The sequence below is a fragment of the Halothiobacillus sp. genome (assembly GCF_028710545.1).
GTDB lineage: Bacteria > Pseudomonadota > Gammaproteobacteria > Halothiobacillales > Halothiobacillaceae > Halothiobacillus.
The window spans coordinates 23,020-43,192 of sequence record NZ_JAQTTX010000013.1 but is presented as its reverse complement, the minus strand read 5'-3'; the positions used below and the strand labels follow the sequence as shown (position 1 = coordinate 43,192).

Here is a 20,173-nt window from a genome sequence, read left to right as displayed (position 1 = left end):
AGCTTATCTGACATGAATTCAAATACCGAAGAACAACAAGGGAACTGGCTTTTCGTTGCAGAAACACGCGAGTTGGCCGAAGGCGAACGGCGCGTTGTCGCCGGGCCTGATGAAGACATCCTGGTTGTTAACGCCGATGGCATCATTCTGGCTGTGAGCAACCAATGCAGCCATCAGGCGCTGCCGCTCGACGAAGGTTCGCTCGATGGCGACCTCATCACCTGCCCGTATCACAACGCCCAGTTCTGTCTTCGCACAGGCGAGGCATTATCCGCACCCGCGTACGAACCCATTGGCTGTTACGACATCAAGATCGAAAATGACCGGATCTATGTCGCCAGTGCGCCTCGTTCGATTTGAATCACAGGTTGCGTCCAACAGGCGCTTTCGGAGATAAACAATGAACACCGTAATCGACACCGCAGTAAAGCAAGCGCAGCAACGCGCGCAGAACCTTCCAACCGATGAGCGATTGAAAATCACCCCCGCAGCGGCATCGCATATTCAGCGGACACTGGCGGATCAGCAGAATGCCCTCGGCCTGCGCGTTGGTGTTGCCAAATCTGGGTGCTCCGGATTCGGTTATGTCATGGATTTCGCTCAATCTGTAACGCCGAATGATTTCGTATTCGTTACCCAGACACCATCGGGCGATGAGGTACTCGTCGTCTGTGATGAATCCAGCTTTACGATGCTCAAAGGCTCAACACTGGATTATGTCGTCAACGGCCTTTCTCGTTTATTGCAATTTTCCAACCCCAATGTCGTCGATAGCTGTGGTTGTGGCGAGAGCTTCACCGTCAAAGAAGAGAATCCGACTCATGTCTGATACACAATCACCAACCGCTGCCATCCAGACGCTTGCCGACGAATTCGCTTTTTTCGATGACTGGACCGATCGGTACCAGTACATCATCGACATGGGCAAGCAACTGCCCGAATTTCCCTCGGATAAACTGGATGACGCGCATAAGTTCCACGGTTGCCAGTCTCAAGTGTGGTTCGATTACGCGTGGCGTGATGGCCGAATCCATCTGCAAGGCACGAGTGATGCAGCGATTGTCAAGGGGCTGATCGCCCTGCTCTTTCGCGTGTACGACCAACGCACACCCCAGGAAATTCTGGACACCTCGCCCGATTTTCTCGATCAGCTTGGTCTTAAATCACATCTTTCCGCCAATCGGGCAACGGGCTTGATGGGCATGATTCAGAAGATTCGCTCGATCGCAATGGAAGACAAATAAAACCTACATCAGGTTCTATTGTCCAAAAGATCAGCGATATAGCTGCCATCCAGATGGATTTGCAGCCAATTTCCATAAGGAAACTCTGCACGAATCCATCCATGGCTTCGCGGGCTTGCGCCATCTCAATGCGAATCAGGCGTAAGCCCGCGTTCACGCCCGTCTTGTGCTCAGCATTTCAATGACTTGCGTCATTGAGCGGCATTGCATCCATACCCTGCACGGGAAGGTCAGCATTTGTGCGGACCTTCGCTAAGGCCAGGCAGGCGGCTAATCTTCAGGGTTTCGATTTGGATTACCGGGAACCTCGAAGGGTTTTCGGGGTACTGTACTGCGCATTTCGACCAGGCATTCACGCGCAACAACGGCTATGTTCAAAGCCAAATCTCAACGGACCAGTGCCTGAATATCCTCGGCCATATGAAAGTACGCAATCATTAACTCGAACATCATGCGCCAGAACAATTCCATCATGAAAAAACACAATATGCAGCCGATGACTATCCCGGCCCTCTGCGCCGGCGAGAGGTAGTCACGCCCCAGTGTGCCGAGTTTATCCCGGGCTTGAGACAACCTGATATATCTTCGCTTTAACCATATCCAAAAAAACCACATTGCCAACGGCATCATCACCGCGCCCAAATAATAGAAGACCATCAGCGCATAAGGGCTGATCAAGTATCTAAAAGTCAAAAAATCCAGAATATGATCAAGCATGGTCGCCGTTTTCATTGAGAGCGAATGAGTAAATATCCATCATATACAGTACGCGACCTGCTGTCATTTGCCCCACACACAACACATCGACGAGTCATTAAACTCTATAAATATTTCTAATATTTATTAATTACAATAACTTACAGTTGGCATAATCAATGCAATATCGCTCCAGCATTAGAAAATGCTGAAAAACAAAAACTTGAGGAGCGATATCTATGAATGAAATGCTTGGGCTCTATCCGCAATGGTATGTGCCCGGAATCGGTACGGCATGGGTCATGGGAATCATAGGCACGATTCATGTGCTTGCCTCCCATACCTCGGTTGGAGCGGCTTGGCTTTTTGCCTTGCTCGCAACCAAATCTGTCCATGAAAACAAACCGGAAATCATGGTGTATCTGAAAAAATATGGCATGTTCCTGCTGGTTTTTTCATACATCATCGGCTCGATCACCGGCCCTGGCATCTGGTATTCGGTTACCGTCGCCAGCCCCCGGGGGATCAGTGGCCTGATTCACAATTTTGTCTGGCTATGGGCATCTGAGTGGGTGTTCTTCTTTGTCGAGGTGATCGGCGTTTATGCCATGGTGTACCTGATCGGCAAGATTGATAACAAAACCTATTTGAAGCTGGCATGGTCTTTCGCTGTGGCGTCCTGGGCCACGATGATTCTGATCGTTCCCATCTTAAGTTTCATGATGTGGCCGGGGAATGATCATTGGTTCCAGACGGGTTCGACCTTCGATGCTGCATTCAATCTGAATTACTTCGCGCATCTCGGGGTACGCACGGCGTTCATGTTCGCGGTTGCCGGAGCTGTGGGCGGTATTATCGCCTCGACCCTCAAAGATCGAGAAACCCGTATCGAAATTACGCGTTTTCTTTCGAAAATGGGTTTGGCTGGCCTGGTCTTAATGAGCTTCATGTTCATGTGGTACACCCTGACCCTGCCCGACAATGCACGGTTGATCATGGATACTCAGATGATGCCGAGATACGGCAAAGTATTGTTGGTGCTGCTCACGACCACCGCTCTTTATTTTATGTTCACGGCATGGAAACCCTTGCAGTTGCGCCAGTCAATGGCAGGCGCGATGACTCTGGCCATCGCGCTGTTCGGTTTGTGGCCCGAGGAGCGTTCACGCGAATCCATGCGCAAACCCTATGTGGCAGGGCAGTACATTTACTCCAATCAGTTCTTCTCTCGCGATGTTCCGGGCAAGGGCGTTAAATCAGATATGCCGCTCATCAAAGCCAATGGTGTACTGGCGACGGATTATTTCGTACCCGCAGATTTGCACACAATTACACCGGAGAATCAGTTGCGCGCAGGCAGTCTGCTTACCCATGTGATGTGTGCCAACTGCCATAGTCTGGAGCCCAATGGTGCGCTGAGGCCACTACCTGCACTCTTTGGTTACTCGAAAGAGCCCAAAATGATCAAGGCATATCTCGATGGTGCCTTGTATCACGGCATGGTTCCTTACATGCCCAAAATGCCTTTACCCGAAGATGAACGGGAAGCCATGGCTGTTTACATCGCCTCGTTACCCGGTGGCAGCAAAAAGCCGGCCAGCGTAGCCATTAATCAAACTGAAATCGAAGCAAAAGGAGTCAACTAATGGATGCCGCAACAACCGCAAACATGCTCCAGACCATGCAGGATCAGGCGGGTATACCGTCGCATCCACTGATTTTCCAGATTCTCATGGTATTTACCTGGATTCCGCACATCCTGTTTGTAAACATCAGCCTGGGCGCCGCTCTGGTGGGATTGTATGCCTTCACCAAAAGGCAGGATCCCAACTGGCAACTGCTCTCCGAAGCCATGACCAAAGTCGCCAAAGTGGGGGTTTCATTGTTGGTGGTACTGGGGGTTGCGCCGCTGCTCTTCACCCAAACCATTTATGATCCATCGTGGTACGCATCTAATGTGCTATCCGCCGCCTGGGTTATTGGTTTCATCTTTACACTTACCATCGGCTATCTCGCCTGGTTCACGTTTTACCTCAAAAATCACGGGGCTCAGGCACCGGGCTGGATTTTCTGGCTGGGTGTGTTCGGTTTAGCCATGTTCCTGCTAGATGGCTTCATCATGCATGTCCTGGCATATCAGGGATTGCACCCAGAAAAATGGCTCTCCTGGTACACACCGGGTGGCCACGTCGATATGTCAGGCACTGCTATTCATGCCTTTGAACTCCCACGTTGGGGATTCTTCATGGCCATGAGTCTGACCGTATTCGGTGCCTTCCTGATCGCTTATGGCGATTATTTCAAAGTACGTGCAGACCGGGCCCCTGCCTACCTTGATTTCGCCCGGGCCTTGGGGGCCAAAATCGCCATCACCGGGGCGCTTCTTCAGGTGGTTTTGTTGCTCTGGTGGTTAATCGATGTGCCCGCTCAAGTTCATGTTTGGACACACCCGATGACATGGTTGCTCGCAGCCTATCTATTTGTTCTGTTAGCAGCGTTTTGGTTGGCGCGCTCAAACAATGCCGGACAGGGCTACCGTCTGCTTGCCATGAGTATTGGCATGGCCGCCTTGGTGTCCATCTTCCGCGAAGTTCTGCGCATGGCGTACCTGCATCCGTTCAATTACGACATTCTGAACTACAAAGTCTTGTGGGATATACCCTCTTTTGCCCTCTTCCTCTTCACCATCGTCGTCGTCGGTGGATTGATGGGCGGCTTCATCATCACCCTCGTATACAAAGCCGGTCGGGTTCAAGGACCCTATGAAGCCGATGCCACGGTGACCAAACTCGGCAACGGCTCACTGGCATCAACCGCCATCTGGGTTGTCGTGTTTATCGGCACAGGCATCTGGATATGGCTGAGAAATAACGGTTAATCAGACAATCACAGGGGCCAGTAACGCTTGGCCCTCGACAGAACATTTCAAACACAAGGAACCAAAATGAAACCATTGATTTTAATCACTGCTCTAATCGCTCTCACCTCGGTCAATGCGCTGGCTGCCGATATAGCCGCGGGCAAGGAAAAGGCCGCTGTTTGTATCGCCTGTCATGGTGCCAATGGCAAGGCGGCAATACCCACTTATCCCAATCTTGCCGGACAACATCCACAATACCTGGTTGATGCGCTCAAACAGTATCGTGACGGCGGACGGAACAATCCAATCATGGTACCAATGGCCAAAGCACTGACCGATGAAGACATGAAAAACGTTGCCGCTTATTTTGCAAGTTTCAAATAAGTTCTAGCACTGAATTGAATGGAAAAAAGCCTCGCTTCCATGCGGGGCTTTTTTATGGACGAATGCAAATTACACACAAAAGGAATCTGATTAAATCAGCAATTCCGTGCGGCATAGGGATACCGCCATGAACGATCACATAACTGATTGTTCATGAAGAAAATAAAAAATCACATTTTTTGATTATCGCCCTCTGAGAATTCCAGGATGGAATTATTCAGAGGTTTCAAAAATGATGGCAATACATCCTTATATCGCACCTCTGGATAATCAGAGATCCGAATAGCCCAATCGGCGACGAGCCTCACTATGTAATGCAGGCGTCGCCGCTGCGCACACAGTCGTCGTTTCCAACCCAACCGGCTTACCTTCAAGATCGGTAAACACGCCACCGGCCTCGCGAACAATGACCGACAGTGCGGCGATATCCAGCACGTTGACATCGGACTCGACAACCAGATCAATCGCGCCACGGGCCAGCAAATGGTAATGATAGAAATCGCCATAACCCCGCGTGCGATTGACTTCGCGCACCATACTCGCCAAACCGGCCCAGCCGGTCGGATTGGCGGCCAGCGTCTTGAGATTGCCCACAGATAATGTAGCCGCGGCTACCGTATCAATCCGGCTCACCTTCGCTGCCTTATCCATCCAGAAGGCACCGCCGCCCTGCTCCGCATAGGCATATTCGCCAAACACCGGGGCACTCGAAACACCCAGAATCAGTTCGTTGCCACGCATCAACGCAATCTGGGTCGAAAAAAACGGGTATTCCCGCACAAAGCTCTTGGTGCCATCGATGGGGTCGACCAGCCAGGTATATTCAGCATCAGGACGGGTTTTGCCCGTCTCCTCACCATAGAAACCATGATCGGGAAACTGCTTGAGAATAACCGCCTTGATGGCCTCTTCCGTTTCCACATCGGCCACCGTAACCGGCGAGGCATCCGCCTTGATGGTGATATCCACGTTCTGCCGCCAATATTTGCGAACAACCGTTTCAGCGGCACGGGCGGCGGCAAGTGCCGTTTCTAAATAGATGCTGGACATGGACCCCTCACAGATAGAAATAAAATAGCCGCTAATTTACCCGATTACCCGTTGGATTTGTGAATTACCCGCCAGCAAGCCCAGCTTGACCGACCGCCTGGCGCAAACAGCTGGATTTCATCACTACCCGAACGATCATCAAACGAGATGACCGGGGAAAAATTTAGCTGTCTGATTTTGGTGGTTCTGAAGACCCTAAGTAAATGCTGATTTATTCCATCCTTGGAATAAATCAGCTCGCTCATCGCGGTACACGCCCGCGATGGCTCTCACGAATCAAAGATTTGCGTCTTTGTTCGTGTTGGGGCATCCTGCCCCAAGCGGGAAGCACTGAATAAATCAGCGCTTCCCTAAGCTTATTGCAGTAATTGGGCATGAGCCGATTCCGAACATCATATCTGACCGGTTTCGCCTTGGGATTACATTGCGTGCCGCATCCGCTCAAACGGGCTTCGGTCACGGACGGCTCGATGTGTCTATCGAGCCGCCATTAAGAGCGGGCAAGGACGGCACTTCACGCAAACCAACGCGGAATCATGAAGCCGATGCAGAGCCGCAATCGCCTGCGGATATTTCATTCCGCTCAGAGGCACCCTCCTACAGATCGATATCAAATATGAAACTTCCCTGTGCAATTCATGATTGACATCGATTGAAATTCTGCCTAATATTCGCGCCTCAAAGCCTAGGTGGCGGAATTGGTAGACGCACTAGTTTCAGGTATTAGCGAGTAAAATCGTGGAGGTTCGAGTCCTCTCCTAGGCACCATACACACGTTAATAATCAATAAGTTAATTATTCAAAGGTGCATGTATGATGCATCGATTTCAAAAAAACCCAGCTAGTCTGGGTTTTCTTTTGCCCGGATTATTCCTCGTTCCGGGCCGCAACACGAGTTGGTTACGTTAGAAGGCATCTTGTGCTTTAGTTTTGGAGCACTAATTTCAAGCATCCCAACAGGAAAAGCCCTTAATAACAAAACATTGAATAAAATCAGGCCTTTGTGTCAATTTGATGACCGAAGGGGAATATGAAGTCTCGTGCGGAAAGATGCGGGTTCCTGCAAATCGGAGAGGGTTCATGCCCGCCCAGGCGAGGGCTGCATGAACAGCTGGCGCGGCAGCCACCACAGGTAGAACACCATCCCGAACAGTTCGACCAGCGACTGGAACACAATCACCACCACGGTCGTCTCCCAGCCTGCCGGCAGGGCCAGCGCGAACGGCAGCACGACGAAGGAGTTGCGGGTGCCGAGACTGAAGGCCAGCGTGCGCCCGGCATCTACCGGCAGCCGCAGCCAGCGCGCAAGGCCGCGTGCCAGCAGCGCGGCCACCAGCAGGAAGCCGACAAACACCGGCAACACCGTCAGCAGCACGGGCCCGGCATCGAGGACCGTACCGACCTGCGCACCTGCGATCAGGAATACCACCACAGCCAGCAATGGCACTGGCAACCAGCCGAGGCGTTCGCGCCAGACGTTTCGTTCTGGCCGGGCTTCGACCCAACGCTCGGTGAGTGCGGCAGCCGCAAGGGGCAATCCGATCAGCACCAGCGCGGCAGGCAACATATCTTCAGTCTTGAGTGCGGCGCTGAAATTCGCCGCCGGCAGCATCAGCCACAAGTAGGCCGGCAAGAGCAGCAGTTGCAGTAGCAGGTTGAGCGGCGTCACGGCGATCGCTCGCGCGGTGCTGCCGCGCCCGAGCTGGGCGAAGGTGATGAACCAGTCGGTGCAGGGCACCAGCAAGACCAGCAGCACGCCCAGTCGCAGGGCCGGGTCGTTCGGCAGAAATTGCAGCGCCAGCCACACGAGCAGCGGGATGAACACGAAGTTGCCGAGCAGGATCGCGAGGACGAAGCGGCCATCGCGAAAGGCGTCACGCACATGCAGCAGCGGCACCTGCACGAAGGTGGCGTAAAGCAGCGCCGCCAGCACCGGCCACAGCAGCGCCTCGAAGCGCGGCCCGATGCCGGGGGCGACACTGCCCAGCAGCAACCCGCCCGCGATGGCGGCGAGGTAGATCCAGACCTGGTGGCGCTCCAGACTCAGGCGATCCATCAGGCGCGCACCCGCAGCAGGGCGAGCGTGCCCGCCAGCATGAAACCGGCGGCCAGCGCAAACGCCAGCACCGGCGAGACCGCCGTCCATACCACCCCGACCGTGGCGCTGGAGAGGAACTTGGCTGCGCCGTTGACCGTGCCCAGCGCACCGATGGAGAACGACATGGTCTCGGCCTGCACCATCTCGGCGGTGACGGTGGATTCCAGCGCCTCCTGCACCGCCACATACAGACCGGCGATGAGGAAGATGCCGGCAAGCAACGCCACGCTGTCGATGTCCGACCAGAAGGCCAACGCGGTCAGCGCCGCCATGGCGACGCCCAGTGCATAGCCCACCAGCAGCACCGATGAATGGCCGACACGGTCGGCAAGCCAGCCCACGGGCCACGACGCGGCCAGCTGCACGACATTGCGCCACACGTACAAGAGCCCTGCCACCTGTGCCGCCTGCACCACGCCCATGCTGGGCGTAAGTAGCGTGGTGGCGGCCAGGATCAAGAGCGCATGGGAGAAATCACCCACCCCGAAAAGACCGACAGCGCCGAGGTAACGTTTGAATCGCAAGGGCAGCCCGCGCAAGGAGCCGAAGAACTTCAGCGCCGGGTTGGGCGAATGCTGCGGGTCCTGCACCAGGGTGAGAAAAGCCAGCACCGCCAGCACGCCGGGAACGAGCGACAACCACAGCACGAAGCGGAACGGCCCGGCATCGTCGCTCCAGTGCCAGCCCTGCGCCAGCCCCAGCAAGGCCACCCCGAGCAGCGGGCCGAGCACGGCGCCGACGGTGTCCGCCGCGCGATGAAAGCCAAAGGCCCGCCCGCGCGTTTCGGGGCTGACCGCCTGGATCACGATGGCGTCGCGCAGCGGGCCACGCAGCCCCTTGCCGAACCAGGACACCATGCGCCCGAGCAGGATCAACGGCCAGCCGACCGACAGTGCGATCAGCGCCTGGCCGAGCGGCGTCAGGCCGTAGCCCAGCAGGACCAGCAGTTTGCGATGACCCAGTTTGTCGGCGATGTAGCCCGAGACCATCTTGGTGAAGCTCGCCACCGCATCGGCGATGCCCTCGATCAACCCAAGCGCGGCGGCGGGAATGCCGAGCACGGCCAGAAAGCCGGGCAGAATCACAGTGGTGGTTTCGTAGCAGAAATCGCCCAGCGCGCTGGTGATCCCGGCGCCAACGACGGTGCGGTTCATCCATCCCTTGGGCTGGACCGAGTCGTCATTCGCGGTGTTTTCTGCCCGATCCTTTGCTGTCATCGCCGTGGTTCATTGCCTCTTTTTTGGGTCATTTTCGCGCATTCTCCACTCTCCGAATCGGGGCGGGTTCCAGTGACCTGTCATCACCAGCATTACCAAGCTAAATTAGAGAAACTCGTCAATCCAAAAGAATGACAGACCTGAATAACAGCTGCTTCCGGTAGTGAGTAACCAGTGCCGTCCTTAGTCGTGGGCACATGGCGCCCGCGAACAAATCCAGAGCTTATTTGGAGCTGGCAGACGAAGTGAAGATCACCTTAGCATCAGAATACGCCGAGCACCACTTAGCACCACCAAGCCGATAATGGTGCCAATGATCAGATCGGGGTAAGGAGAGGCGGTCAAGGCCACCAACACGCCAGCCGCGATCACGCCTAAATTTGCGATGACATCATTGGCTGAGAAGATATAGCTGGCCGTCATATGCGCGCCCCGGTCCCGCTTACGCGCGATGAGCACAAGGCACGTCACATTGGCCACGAGAGCAACGAGCCCAATAGCCATCATCAGGCTGGATTGCGGCTCGCTACCAAACGCAGCCCTGCGCGCGACTTCCACGAGAGCGCCAAGCGCCAAAGCCAATTGGAGCCAGCCAGCGATGTGGGCAGCCCTGATCTTCAGGTTTGCTCCGCGCCCGACAGCGTAAAGTGCCAAGCCGTACACTGCGGCATCAGCAAACATGTCGAGAGAATCGGCGATCAGGCCTGTCGACTGAGCGACCCATCCTGACAGCATCTCTAGGACAAACATGGCGCCGTTGATGGCCAGCAGCAGCTTGAGTGTCCTGGCTTCAGACGCATCGCCATCTGCGTCTGTGTCGGCCAATGCTTCATTGTCTTGGCGCACTGACTCGATGAGCTGCACGCCCAGATTCAGGCGTGCCAACTTTTCGAGAACTTCCTCAGACGGTCCCGCGTGGATGACCGACAACTCTCGCTTGTTCAGATCGAACGATAGCGCCCCAACGCCGGGCAAGTTCGCCAGCGCCATGCGAATAAGATTTTTCTCCGCTGCACAGTCCATCTTGGGGATCGAGAAGCGCGTAGCGTTGCGACTGGTTGGCGTTGCTTGAGCAGTCTCAACCAATGTCGCGCCAAGGTTGAGCGGCCTGAGCTTCTCGGTGATGCGCTCCGCCTCGCCGGTATGCGTAACCTTCAGACGCCGTGCTGCCAAATCAAACTCAAGTGTCGCGACGGCATCGGCTCCCGCCAATGCCATCCGGATCAGGTTCTCTTCCGACGGGCAATCCATCTTGGGTATGACAAAAACACTGGAGAAAGTTTTTGAGCGATCCACCGACACGGCATCGTTCGAAATATTTGAGTTGACCGGATTTGGTGTGCAGCTGCTCGAACAGCCACTGTTTTGGCATGTACTCATGAATTATTTCCTGACGATATCGAAACCAGTCCTGTCAACTCCCTCACCCTCCGGGCCAGCCCCAATCGCACCCGACTGAAACCTGCCGTTCTGGTTGCGATGATACCTGCATTCTCTAATCTCCGAATCGGGGCGAGTTCCTCCGCCTGCCGATGCTGAAAATCAACCGCTTGATTCGTTCGCGCGTGACCTGTTGAATCGTCAGAACTTGTATCGCGGCCTTTGCGGACTTCCGGTCACTCTCACAGAGCGAGGCCGAAGCGAGGAGAGAGTGAAAACGGGCGTTTTAGGGCGTCCGGGTGCCCAGGCGAAGTCCGTAAGAATCCGCACGAACCCGCGCAGATACGCGGGGAGGCAAGAAAAAACCCTAACCGTTCTCGGTTGGGGTTTTGATATTGGTGGAGGGAACAGCTCTCGACCGCAACTCAGTCTCCGACTCCAATCAACCCCGTAACACATTGAAAACAAAGGGCTTCACATAGGAAGTCGAGTCGCGCCCCAAGTTCCCAGCCGGGAAGCAACTTTTCTCTCCCGATTTCCAAGCTCCGGACGAGGATGCTGGGTTTGCAACCCGAGCGAATACCAAGAACAATCTCCCAACGAATCTGATTCGATTCCGAAAACGGGAATCGAATCGACCTACCTGCCCGGCAGCTCCGTGCCACGACTCATGATCTCGATATAACCCGCGTAGCTGAACAGGCGGTTGCGTTTCTGGGCGGTCAGTTCCTTGACGATGCCGAGCTGCTCCAGGTGACCAAGAGCCTTGTTGACCGTGGCCGGGGTGATGCCGGTCTTCTCCACCAGCGAGCCCGAGGTGGCAATAGGATGCTCCATAAGCGCCCGGTGGACCTGTAGGGTGGATGCCGCCGCCCGGCCGAGGCCGCTGATCTTGTCGCGATCCTGGTTCGACAGATCGAGAAGTTGCTGGGCCGTTTCCACCGCCTGGGTGGCGGTGACAATGACAGCCTCGGCAAAGAAATCGAGCCAGCCTTCCCAGTCGCCGGTCATGCGCACGTTGTTGAGCAGCTCGTAGTAATACTGGCGATGTGTTTTGAAATAGAGGCTGAGGTAGAGCATCGGCTCCCGCAGCACCTTCTGCTCGCACAGCAGCAGCGCGATCAGCAGACGACCGAGACGGCCGTTACCGTCGAGGAACGGGTGGATCGTCTCGAACTGCACATGGGCCAGCGCCGCCTTTAGCAACACTGGGGTCGGCTCCGGTTGGTCATGGAGGAAGAGCTCCAGCTTGCTCATGCACTCCAGTACCTCTTCGGCCGGAGGCGGAACGAAGGCCGCATTGCCCGGCCGGGTACCGCCGATCCAGTTCTGGCTGCGCCGGAATTCCCCCGGTGTCTGATTGCTGCCACGCCCCTTGGTCAACAATACGCCGTGGATTTCCCGGAACAGCCGCAGCGACAGTGGCAGCCCTTCTTCCAACAGCCGCAAGCCATGGTCAAGGGCGGCGACATAGTTGCTGACCTCCCGAACGTCATCCAGCGGCACGCCGGGTTCCTGGTCCAGCTCAAACAGCAGCAGATCGGACAGGGACGACTGTGTTCCCTCGATCATCGAGGAGAGTACCGCTTCCTTGCGGACGTACATGTAGAGGAACAGCGAGGTGTCCGGCAGCAAGGTCGAGACGCTGTCCAGACGTCCAAGGGCCAGCAGCGCCTGGTCAAACTTGCTGCGCAGCTCCGGCGTCCAGTCGACGGGTGGACGTGGCGGCAGCGGCGCGGGCACGAAAGCCTGGGCCTTCTCACCCACCGTCGATATGGTCACGTATCTGCCTTGGAGTTCTCGCTTCATCCTGCCTGCCTCGAACCTAAAATAAGGTTCGTCTTTATTTTATTTTCACTGCGCATCCTAAAATATAGAGCCGGGAAGGAAAAATCAAGCGGATTTCCTGAACGGCCACTTCGATTTCCTCAGACGAGCGTTCGACGCTGCAACGCATCTGCTAAAGCGGAAAAAAATTACAACCACGGCTCCGATTTTTCGGTTGCCGGAAAAGCCCTGTTATCAAATGGTTTCGGGCCGTTGGCCGAAATGGGCATTCTCCGGGGGCGGGAAGTACCGTTTCAACCCCGTTTCCTTTTCGGGGTCGCTTTCGGACGTGCGTTTTCTCCGTTCCACCGAAAAATCTCTCGAACTCGTCTTGAACCGCTCTTGACGCTCAACTCATTGTAAAATCTGGGTTTCGATGCGAGGCGGCTTCGGCGGAAGGTCGGAAACGCGGGAAATCCGGGTGAATAATTTTTGCGGTTTTGAGGTGAGTCCGATTTGCGTTAGCTCTCAGACCGGCAAAATCGGAGGGAACGTCGACCTACCGCAAAACAGTCTCAAAGCCCGCGCTCCTCGTAACTCATTGATAATAAACGCCGAAGTCATCTCGCACAACCACTTCCCGACAACCCGACCAGAGAAACGAATTTCTCCCCTGATTTCCCGGCACCGGACGAGGGTGACGGGTTTGCAGTAAAACCGGATGCCTGGTGCTTCTCAGCAACAACTTCGAATCCGGCTTTCGGACGCCGGTTCGGTTCCCAAAACGGGAATCGAATTGACCCGGGCATCAGCCCTTCGGCGGATATGGGTCGTTCCCGTGGCTGTCCTTGTTCTGGATCTTCCCGTCCTTGCCGTGGATGTAGAACTCGGTGCCTTGGTTCTGGCTGATCTTGCGCCCGGCATCGACGGCATCCTGCTTCCTGTCGAAGTGACCGCTGCTACGGGTCGCACCGTCTTTCTTGACGTCCCAGCCGCCGTCGGCGTTGGGCACAACATGATGTGATCCTGGTTTCTTTGTCATAGTCGCCTCCTGTTTACATGGTTTTCGTTGAGATGTCTGGCTAAGATTGAATCAGCATTCTCTCCTCAGCATGGTCAACGCGCCATTCCTTACCTCGGTCATCGGTCAGGATCACGGTGAAAACGGATCTGCCAATCGAGGCAGAACGCCCGTCCTCCGAATAGTCATCGATCCCAAAGTGGGCAGAGAGGACCGCCGAAACAACAGCGCCGGGTGGTGCCAGTTGCCCGGCGTTTCGGAGGAGTGTTCTCTGACACATCCCGGCAAGAATCCGGTTCCTCTCAATGTCGAAATCAGCGGGTTCGATTCGCAGTTCCAAGAGGTCAATTGTCACCGTCGGCAACCGGTGGTGGTACGCCAGCCAGGCATAATGCTGAGCCGAGCAGGCAAACATATGAGCGATGCCGCTGGCGAAGCTCTTGATATGCTTGCGACCCAATTTTTTCTGCTCGAATGGCATATCTGCCGTTTCCATTGATCAATCTCCGCGCTGTGACTCAACCAGACAGGTTCACTCCGGCTGCCAGGCGCAATCTGCCCAGTGCGCTTCGTAGCGTTTCACAAAGTCTTTCATCTCCCGGATGTTGGAGGTAGGTTCGCGGCAGGCCCGGGCGCAGGTAGAAACAACATCCCGGTAGAACTCCGGAGCGACAGTCTTGATGCCCCCATAATTCATAAGCAACTCAGGAAGGCGCTCCGTGATTTTTGCTCCGCGAGGTGCCATCACAATGCTCGGGGGCTCTCCATAAGTGTTGATCAACACGTATCGCCAGCTTGGATCGGCGGCTCCCTGACGAGGAACAATCTCACAGGGACATGCATCTCCACCGCCGGAAATGCCTTCATAGACTTCCTTGAGGGCCAGTGGTTTGTGGGCCACCAGGACATAAGGTCCGGCCTCTACATATCTGCCCATGCTTTCGTCGTATTCGATGCCGAGCAAGGCTTCCAGGTCAAAACGCGCATGCCGGTCAAGGGACGCCTTCCCCGAAGTGAACCATTGAAGTTCCCGCAGGGTGATCCCGGCACACTTGGCAATCTCTGCAGGTGAATTGGGCCAGCACGCCACGAGGTTCTTGGCGATTTCGGCCGCGTTGTCATAGTCACTGTCGGCCCAAAAATCATCATCCTCGACGATATCCTCCGGTGCCTTCTCACCTGTCAGTAGCCAGGTACAGCCATCAAACCCATCGTGGTTGAAATATCGGGGCTGATCGGGCGGCAGAGAGGTCTCCCAGGATGACAGCCATGGACCGGGTTCCCAGTCGAGTCCACCCGCCACTATTGGCACCGGCACTTGCGCCGGTAAGGTCAGCCACTGCTGGACTCTGTATTCAACCTCGCGGCTATTGACGCCTCTGTGGCCATCCCTGACACGGAAATCGTGGTCAATTTGAGCGTATCGGCAAAGGGCCTGAATGGCCCCGGCAAGAGACCGGTCATTTCCGTCGTGCTTCCTCAGCAACCACCGGCTGGAGTCCTGGGCTGAGCGCAGGGAAGCTGGAAGGGATTTCTCCTTGGCATCGGCGACCTCGACCCGGACTCCGATTTTTGCCATATCCTGTACCAGTTCAGGGCTGGCCGTCGCGAGGTGGCGGTTGATCCGCAGGATGTCCGGTCGGCCACGCAAGCCCTCGGCGTTATGCCACGCTTCCAGAAGAACCTCCCGGAATGCTCTGGGCTGAGCGACTGGAGCAAAGGTCATCCACCGAATGGGCAACCCGGCCACGGTCAATCCATAGAGTATCAGCGGGCTGAGCCCGTATCGCTCTGCGTCCTTGATCTTGATCGGGTCCCGCACTGATACGATGCCATGCTCCGGATGGTAGAAAAGGAACTTGGCTATCGCAACGTAGAAATGATGCTCTCTTGGTGAAATCATCGCCTGTCGATTCATTCTCAAGTCAACCTGCTTCTACGGCCCGTTCTGTAGCGCCCAACCTGCCGCATCCAGGCCCGGATATATGGCTTCTGCCACCGGTTTGAGGCGTTACCTGGATTTGCGTGCTGATCCGCTCCTTCAAGGCGGGCACGTGCGAAATGACGCCTATCAGCTTGCCATCCTGCTGCAGGCCCGCGAGGGTTTCCAGGGCGGTGTCGAGGGCTTCCTCGTCCAGGGTGCCGAAGCCTTCATCCAGAAACAGCGAATCCACCCGGACATTCTTGCTGGCCATATGGGACAACCCCAGCGCCAGGGACAGGCTGACGATAAAACTCTCCCCGCCGGAAAGGTTCTTCGTGGACCGAATCTCCCCAGCCTGATAGTTGTCGACCACGTTGAGCTCCAGGGGCTGAGCGTCGTCCCGGGCCAGCAAGTAGCGGTCGGTCATTTTCTGCAATTGCCGGTTGGCGTGACCAATCATCATTTCGAAGGTCAGCCCCTGGGCAAAATTGCGGTACTTCTTACCGTCTGCGGAGCCGATCAATTCGTGCAGATTTTCCCACCTGCGACACTCTTTTTTCTGGGACTCGATAGCTGTCTGCTTTTCCTTTATCCGCTCTTTTGCAGCCGTATTCTCACTTAGCTTGTGTTTGAGACCGGCGATGATGTCCCGCAGCTCTTTCAGGGCTTCCTCGTGCTCTTTGAATTGCGGCTCGAGCTCTTCCAGCGAGTTGTCGGTGATCTTTCGGGCCATCTCCGTGGTCAAGCGCGTTTCCCGATCCTTCTGCCTGGCTTTCAGATCCGTTTGGCGCTCATCCAGATCCTTGGCCGTAGCCGCCAACTCAGCCTTCCGTTCAGAGGGAAGTCTAGCCGCCAGAAACTGTTCTTCATCTGTAAAATCAACGGGCGCGAGCGCTGCGGAGAATTCGGTTTCAAGGCCCCTCAGTTCCGGCTCTCGTTGGTCGATGCGTTTCTTCAGAGATTCGACATGGGTCTTCGCGGTATTCCATTTTTGTTGGAGCTCACTGTGCAGGTCTCTGACCTGTTTTTCGGAACCTTCAGCATCCGAAATCGCCGTGTTCAAACGGTGCTCCTCATCGTCGGGCTTCTTGTCGCCGTAAAGCGCATTACGCTCATCACTTCCGGTGGCGAGTTCCTTTTTCAAGGTCTCCAGGCGCTCCAGCTTTTCGGCCAGGGCAGTACTTTGAGTTTCGATAACCGCATCCAGACGCTTCACCTCGCTGTCGATGTCGGCAATCTGTTTCTCGATGTCCGCCTTTTTCTTGACCTGGGCCTGCCACGCCTTCAGCCGCGCCTTGAGGGTTTCGATCAGTGATGAAATGTCCGTTTCAGGGATGTCCGCAATACCAAGCGGCTGGAGTTTGGTAGTAACAGCCTGCCTGCGTTCGGCAAAATCGGCACGGAGTTTCACCAGGCCGTCCTTCACCTCGTTGAGGGCTTTCTCGGCAGCCTTCTTGTCATTAGCTGCTGCTGACTCCAGCTTTTCAGACTCCGTCAGGTTCTTGCGGGCCAGGCTTTCAGCTTCTTCGAGTTTCTTGATGGCGGCTTCCTGATCCTCGGCTTTGCTGATCAGCCTGGTTAGGGCGTCGATCTTCTTTTCGGTTTCATCGGGAACAGGGACATTCCCTTCCGCAAACGGGTGCTCGGTTGCACCGCAGAGTGGACAGGGCTTGCCGTCTTCCAGTTTTTCCCGATGATCTTCAAGCTCCGCAATTTTCGTCAGGAAGGCCATTTCTCGCAGCAGGGTTTCCTTTTCGGTGCGGTATTCCCGCAACAAGCGGTCTCCCAACAACTGGCTCAAAGCATCCTTGCCCTGCTGAAGCTGTTTTGAGGCGTCCTCCAGCTCCTGCTTCCGAGTGCCGGATTGCTTCTGACAGTCGTCGAGTGACTTTGCCGACAGTTCCAGAGTCGTCGTGGCCGTTTCTTGAGCCGCCTCCTTTTGAACGATTTCATTTTGTTTGGAGAGCAGGCCGCTCAACTGTTCTTCAACACCAGCCAGACCGCCGATCAGCCATTCATCCTGTGCATGCTCCTTGAGGTAGCCGCCCACAAGCTCCAGCGTCTCGTGAGCCTTGGATCGTTTTTCCTGTTCTTCAAGTCGGGCTTTTTTGTCAGCGTCAATCTTGGCCGCATCCTTCTTACAGCCCTCATCACCTTCCGAAACAGCTTTTTTCTGATCGGCAAGTTTCTGATCCAGGGAGCGAACCTTCTGCAATGTAGGCGTGGCCGCTTTCAGCTCTTCTTTTGCCCGAGCGGTTTGTTGCTCAGCCGATTTCAGTACTTCGGCCTGTTCCTTGGCGGAGGATTCCAGTCCAGGAAGAGCCTCTTCCTCGGCTTTCAAGCCTGCTCTGTCATCCGCCTGTTGTTTGCGGGTGGTGGTGAGCGTTGCGTATGCGCCGTCCAGTGAGGCGGCATTCAAAGCCCGGCCCAACTTTTCACGATCCGGTTTGAACGCCTCGATATCGCCCTGCAGCTTGCTCGCTTCATCGGCCAGGTTGATGATTTCCTTCTTCAGCCCGTCGATGGTGGTGAGCCAGGCAATGGCCTTCCCAGTGTCAGCGGATTTGGCGGCAAGGTCTGTCTCTTCCTTCTGCTTTGTCTTGAGTGCCTGCTCAATCTCTTGTTCCTGCTCCGGCTCAAGAATCACGATGCCAGCCGTTTCAGCCTGGAGCAGGTTCAGTTTTTCCCGCTCTTCGCGCTGGCGCTCATGGACACGGATGGATATCTGGCTGTAGATCTCTGTGCCCGTTATCTGCTCCAGAATCGGAGCACGATCATCCGGTGCCGCCTGAAGGAACGCGGCAAAGCCGCCCTGGGCCAGCAACATGGAACGGGTGAAACGATCAAAGTCCATGCCGGTAGCCGACTCGATCTGGTCGGCTACACCTCTGATCTTGGATTCAAAGATTTCGCCGGAATCGGCATTGGCAATTTCGTGTTTCGGGGCCTGGAGTTCGCCATCCGGCTTCTTGCGTGCCCGGTGTTGGCTCCAGTGACAGCGGTAACGCCCGGCCTGGGTTTCGAAGGTCACCTCGGCAAAACATTCCCCGGTCTGGCGGGACATGATTTCGTTTCCGCTCTTGGTGACCTTGTTCAGGCGAGGCGTCCGCCCATAAAGGGCGAGGCATATAGCATCGAGGATGGTGGTCTTCCCCGCGCCGGTGGGGCCGGTGATGGCGAAGATGCCGTCAGACGCGAAGGCCGGATGCATCAGGTCGATTTGCCATTCGCCGACCAGTGAGTTCAGATTCTTGAAGCGTACCTGCAGGATTCTCATCGACAGCCTCTCTATTCCGCCTGCACATCGTCTTCATAGAGAGACGAGACCGTTTCTTGGTAGGCCCGAAGCAGCTCCGGCCGCTGCTCTTCGGGCACGTCATGGACGGCGAGGCATCGTTCGAACACGTCGTTCACGTTCAGATCGTCGAGCGTTTCCTCTTCATGGATTTGCCCCAGCACGCGGTCGATGATGCGGTTGTTCTTTATCCGGAGAATTTCCATTTGGGTGCCGGAAATCGCTGCCTCCAGGCGCTCACGCAGGTCGCCAATAACCTCAGTGCCGTCGTAGATGACTTCGAGCCAGACTCCTGAACCATTTGGGGAGCCCGTTGCCGACAATTCAAGGATGCGGCTTGAGATGCCGTCCCAGTCACCCTTGACGCGCTCGAGCCGTTGAAACACCGGCACGTCGATCAGTTGTACGGATGCTGCCGTGCTGTGGAACTCAACCTGGCAAACGCTCTTCGGCTGTTTTGCCTCTCCGAACCCCATGGGCAGTGGTGAGCCGCTGTAACGTATGGTTTTGGAGCCGTTCACCTCTTGCGGGACGTGGAGGTGACCAAGCGCCAGATAGTTGAAGCAGGCTGGAAAAATCCCGGCCGTCACGTGAGCCAAGGAGCCGACATAGAGTTCGCGCACGCCATCACCATCGACGGTTTGTCCGCCAGCGGTGAACAGATGCCCCGTGCCAACGATGGGAATATTGGCCCCGAGTTCCTCGCGCTTCTGTTCGGCCAAGGCGGCGACGGTGGCGTAGTGAGTGCGGATGCCGTCAATCAATTTCCGCTCCTTGTCCTCGACGCTCTCACCAGCTTCCGCCACGCGGATATCCCGGTCGCGAAGGTAGGGCACGGCACAGACAATCAATTCCGGAGTGTCCTGATCATTGCGGAGCACAAGCACTTCGTCTTCCGGGGATTCCGTGCTACTACCGACCACATGGACATCAAGGGCTTTGAGCAGCTCCTTGGGAGCATTGAGAAAGGACGGTGAATCGTGGTTGCCCGCGACGACAACAACATGCCGACAGCATGAGGCGGCCACCCGGCATAGGAAACGGTAATAGAGCTCTTGGGCGCGATTGCTCGGAGCGCTGGTGTCAAAGATATCTCCTGCCACGAGCAGTGCATCAATTTCATTCTGCTGAATCGTCTCAGCCAGCCAGGTCAGAAAAGCTCCGAACTCCTCGTAGCGTTTTCTGCCATAAAGAGTGCGCCCAATGTGCCAGTCGGATGTGTGAAGAACTTTCATAC

General features: G+C 55.7%; 17 protein-coding genes and 1 tRNA gene. 7 read left to right on the top strand and 11 right to left on the bottom strand.

All coding sequences use genetic code 11. The features are described 5' to 3' along the window. Nucleotides 1-12 precede the first annotated feature (12 nt). The 3 genes from PHD44_RS04040 to PHD44_RS04030 are packed head-to-tail and all read left to right on the top strand — an operon-like array spanning nucleotide 13 to nucleotide 1,244. Nucleotides 13-360: a non-heme iron oxygenase ferredoxin subunit gene (locus tag PHD44_RS04040; RefSeq protein ID WP_300188303.1), complete on the top strand. Its 348-nt coding sequence runs from the start codon at nucleotides 13-15 to the stop codon at nucleotides 358-360. 40 nt (nucleotides 361-400) lie between these two features. Then, nucleotides 401-829, top strand: coding sequence for an iron-sulfur cluster assembly accessory protein (locus PHD44_RS04035; RefSeq protein ID WP_300188301.1), 429 nt, complete (start codon nucleotides 401-403; stop codon nucleotides 827-829). Then, nucleotides 822-1,244 carry a SufE family protein gene (locus PHD44_RS04030; RefSeq protein ID WP_300188299.1) on the top strand — a complete coding sequence of 141 codons (423 nt, stop codon included), beginning with the start codon at nucleotides 822-824 and terminating at the stop codon, nucleotides 1,242-1,244. Before PHD44_RS04035 ends, PHD44_RS04030 begins: the two co-directional genes overlap by 8 nt. A 387-nt stretch (nucleotides 1,245-1,631) precedes the next feature. Here PHD44_RS04030 and PHD44_RS04025 read toward each other — a convergent pair whose 3' ends face one another. Further along, entirely contained in the window at nucleotides 1,632-1,961 is a 330-nt protein-coding gene (locus tag PHD44_RS04025) for a DUF4282 domain-containing protein (RefSeq protein WP_300188297.1), read from the bottom strand. A 218-nt stretch (nucleotides 1,962-2,179) separates the two neighbouring features. Here PHD44_RS04025 and PHD44_RS04020 point away from each other — a divergent pair, with 218 nt between their 5' ends. From PHD44_RS04020 to PHD44_RS04010, 3 genes are all read left to right on the top strand, one after another. Then, nucleotides 2,180-3,586: a cytochrome c gene (locus PHD44_RS04020; protein WP_300188296.1), complete on the top strand. Its 1,407-nt coding sequence runs from the start codon at nucleotides 2,180-2,182 to the stop codon at nucleotides 3,584-3,586. Beyond that, nucleotides 3,586-4,818 (top strand): hypothetical protein, encoded by a 1,233-nt coding sequence (locus PHD44_RS04015; RefSeq protein ID WP_300188294.1) that lies wholly within the window; start codon nucleotides 3,586-3,588, stop codon nucleotides 4,816-4,818. Before PHD44_RS04020 ends, PHD44_RS04015 begins: the two co-directional genes overlap by 1 nt. A gap of 66 nt (nucleotides 4,819-4,884) precedes the next feature. Continuing rightward, nucleotides 4,885-5,184: a cytochrome c gene (locus PHD44_RS04010; RefSeq protein WP_300188292.1), complete on the top strand. Its 300-nt coding sequence runs from the start codon at nucleotides 4,885-4,887 to the stop codon at nucleotides 5,182-5,184. A 270-nt stretch (nucleotides 5,185-5,454) separates the two neighbouring features. Here the strand turns inward: PHD44_RS04010 and PHD44_RS04005 are convergent, their stop codons facing one another. Continuing rightward, nucleotides 5,455-6,234 carry an inositol monophosphatase family protein gene (locus tag PHD44_RS04005; RefSeq protein WP_300188290.1) on the bottom strand — a complete coding sequence of 260 codons (780 nt, stop codon included), beginning with the start codon at nucleotides 6,232-6,234 and terminating at the stop codon, nucleotides 5,455-5,457. 683 nt (nucleotides 6,235-6,917) lie between these two features. Between PHD44_RS04005 and PHD44_RS04000 the strand changes: the two genes are divergently transcribed. Further along, nucleotides 6,918-7,002, top strand: a tRNA-Leu gene (locus PHD44_RS04000). A gap of 310 nt (nucleotides 7,003-7,312) precedes the next feature. Here PHD44_RS04000 and PHD44_RS03995 read toward each other — a convergent pair. The 9 genes from PHD44_RS03995 to PHD44_RS03955 form a co-directional block, all read right to left on the bottom strand. Continuing rightward, nucleotides 7,313-8,290: an arsenic resistance protein gene (locus PHD44_RS03995; RefSeq protein WP_300188288.1), complete on the bottom strand. Its 978-nt coding sequence runs from the start codon at nucleotides 8,288-8,290 to the stop codon at nucleotides 7,313-7,315. After that, entirely contained in the window at nucleotides 8,290-9,549 is a 1,260-nt protein-coding gene (locus PHD44_RS03990) for an MFS transporter (RefSeq protein ID WP_300188286.1), read from the bottom strand. Before PHD44_RS03990 ends, PHD44_RS03995 begins: the two co-directional genes overlap by 1 nt. 252 nt (nucleotides 9,550-9,801) lie before the next feature. After that, complete coding sequence (locus PHD44_RS03985) at nucleotides 9,802-10,929, bottom strand: cation transporter (protein WP_300188284.1); 1,128 nt, start codon at nucleotides 10,927-10,929, stop codon at nucleotides 9,802-9,804. Between the two features lie 639 nt (nucleotides 10,930-11,568). Beyond that, nucleotides 11,569-12,738, bottom strand: a complete 1,170-nt coding sequence (locus tag PHD44_RS03980) for a Fic family protein (protein ID WP_300188282.1) — start codon at nucleotides 12,736-12,738, stop codon at nucleotides 11,569-11,571. 766 nt (nucleotides 12,739-13,504) lie between these two features. Further along, nucleotides 13,505-13,738 (bottom strand): DUF2188 domain-containing protein, encoded by a 234-nt coding sequence (locus PHD44_RS03975; RefSeq protein ID WP_300188280.1) that lies wholly within the window; start codon nucleotides 13,736-13,738, stop codon nucleotides 13,505-13,507. 40 nt (nucleotides 13,739-13,778) lie between these two features. Further along, nucleotides 13,779-14,213: a hypothetical protein gene (locus PHD44_RS03970; protein ID WP_300188278.1), complete on the bottom strand. Its 435-nt coding sequence runs from the start codon at nucleotides 14,211-14,213 to the stop codon at nucleotides 13,779-13,781. A gap of 36 nt (nucleotides 14,214-14,249) precedes the next feature. Beyond that, the gene (locus PHD44_RS03965; protein WP_300188276.1) at nucleotides 14,250-15,635 is read right to left on the bottom strand and encodes a hypothetical protein; all 1,386 of its coding nucleotides are present in this window, start codon (nucleotides 15,633-15,635) and stop codon (nucleotides 14,250-14,252) included. A 7-nt stretch (nucleotides 15,636-15,642) separates the two neighbouring features. Continuing rightward, nucleotides 15,643-18,918, bottom strand: a complete 3,276-nt coding sequence (locus tag PHD44_RS03960; protein ID WP_300188274.1) for an AAA family ATPase — start codon at nucleotides 18,916-18,918, stop codon at nucleotides 15,643-15,645. Between the two features lie 11 nt (nucleotides 18,919-18,929). Next, nucleotides 18,930-20,171 carry an exonuclease SbcCD subunit D C-terminal domain-containing protein gene (locus PHD44_RS03955; RefSeq protein ID WP_300188272.1) on the bottom strand — a complete coding sequence of 414 codons (1,242 nt, stop codon included), beginning with the start codon at nucleotides 20,169-20,171 and terminating at the stop codon, nucleotides 18,930-18,932. Between the last annotated feature and the right edge of the window lie 2 nt (nucleotides 20,172-20,173).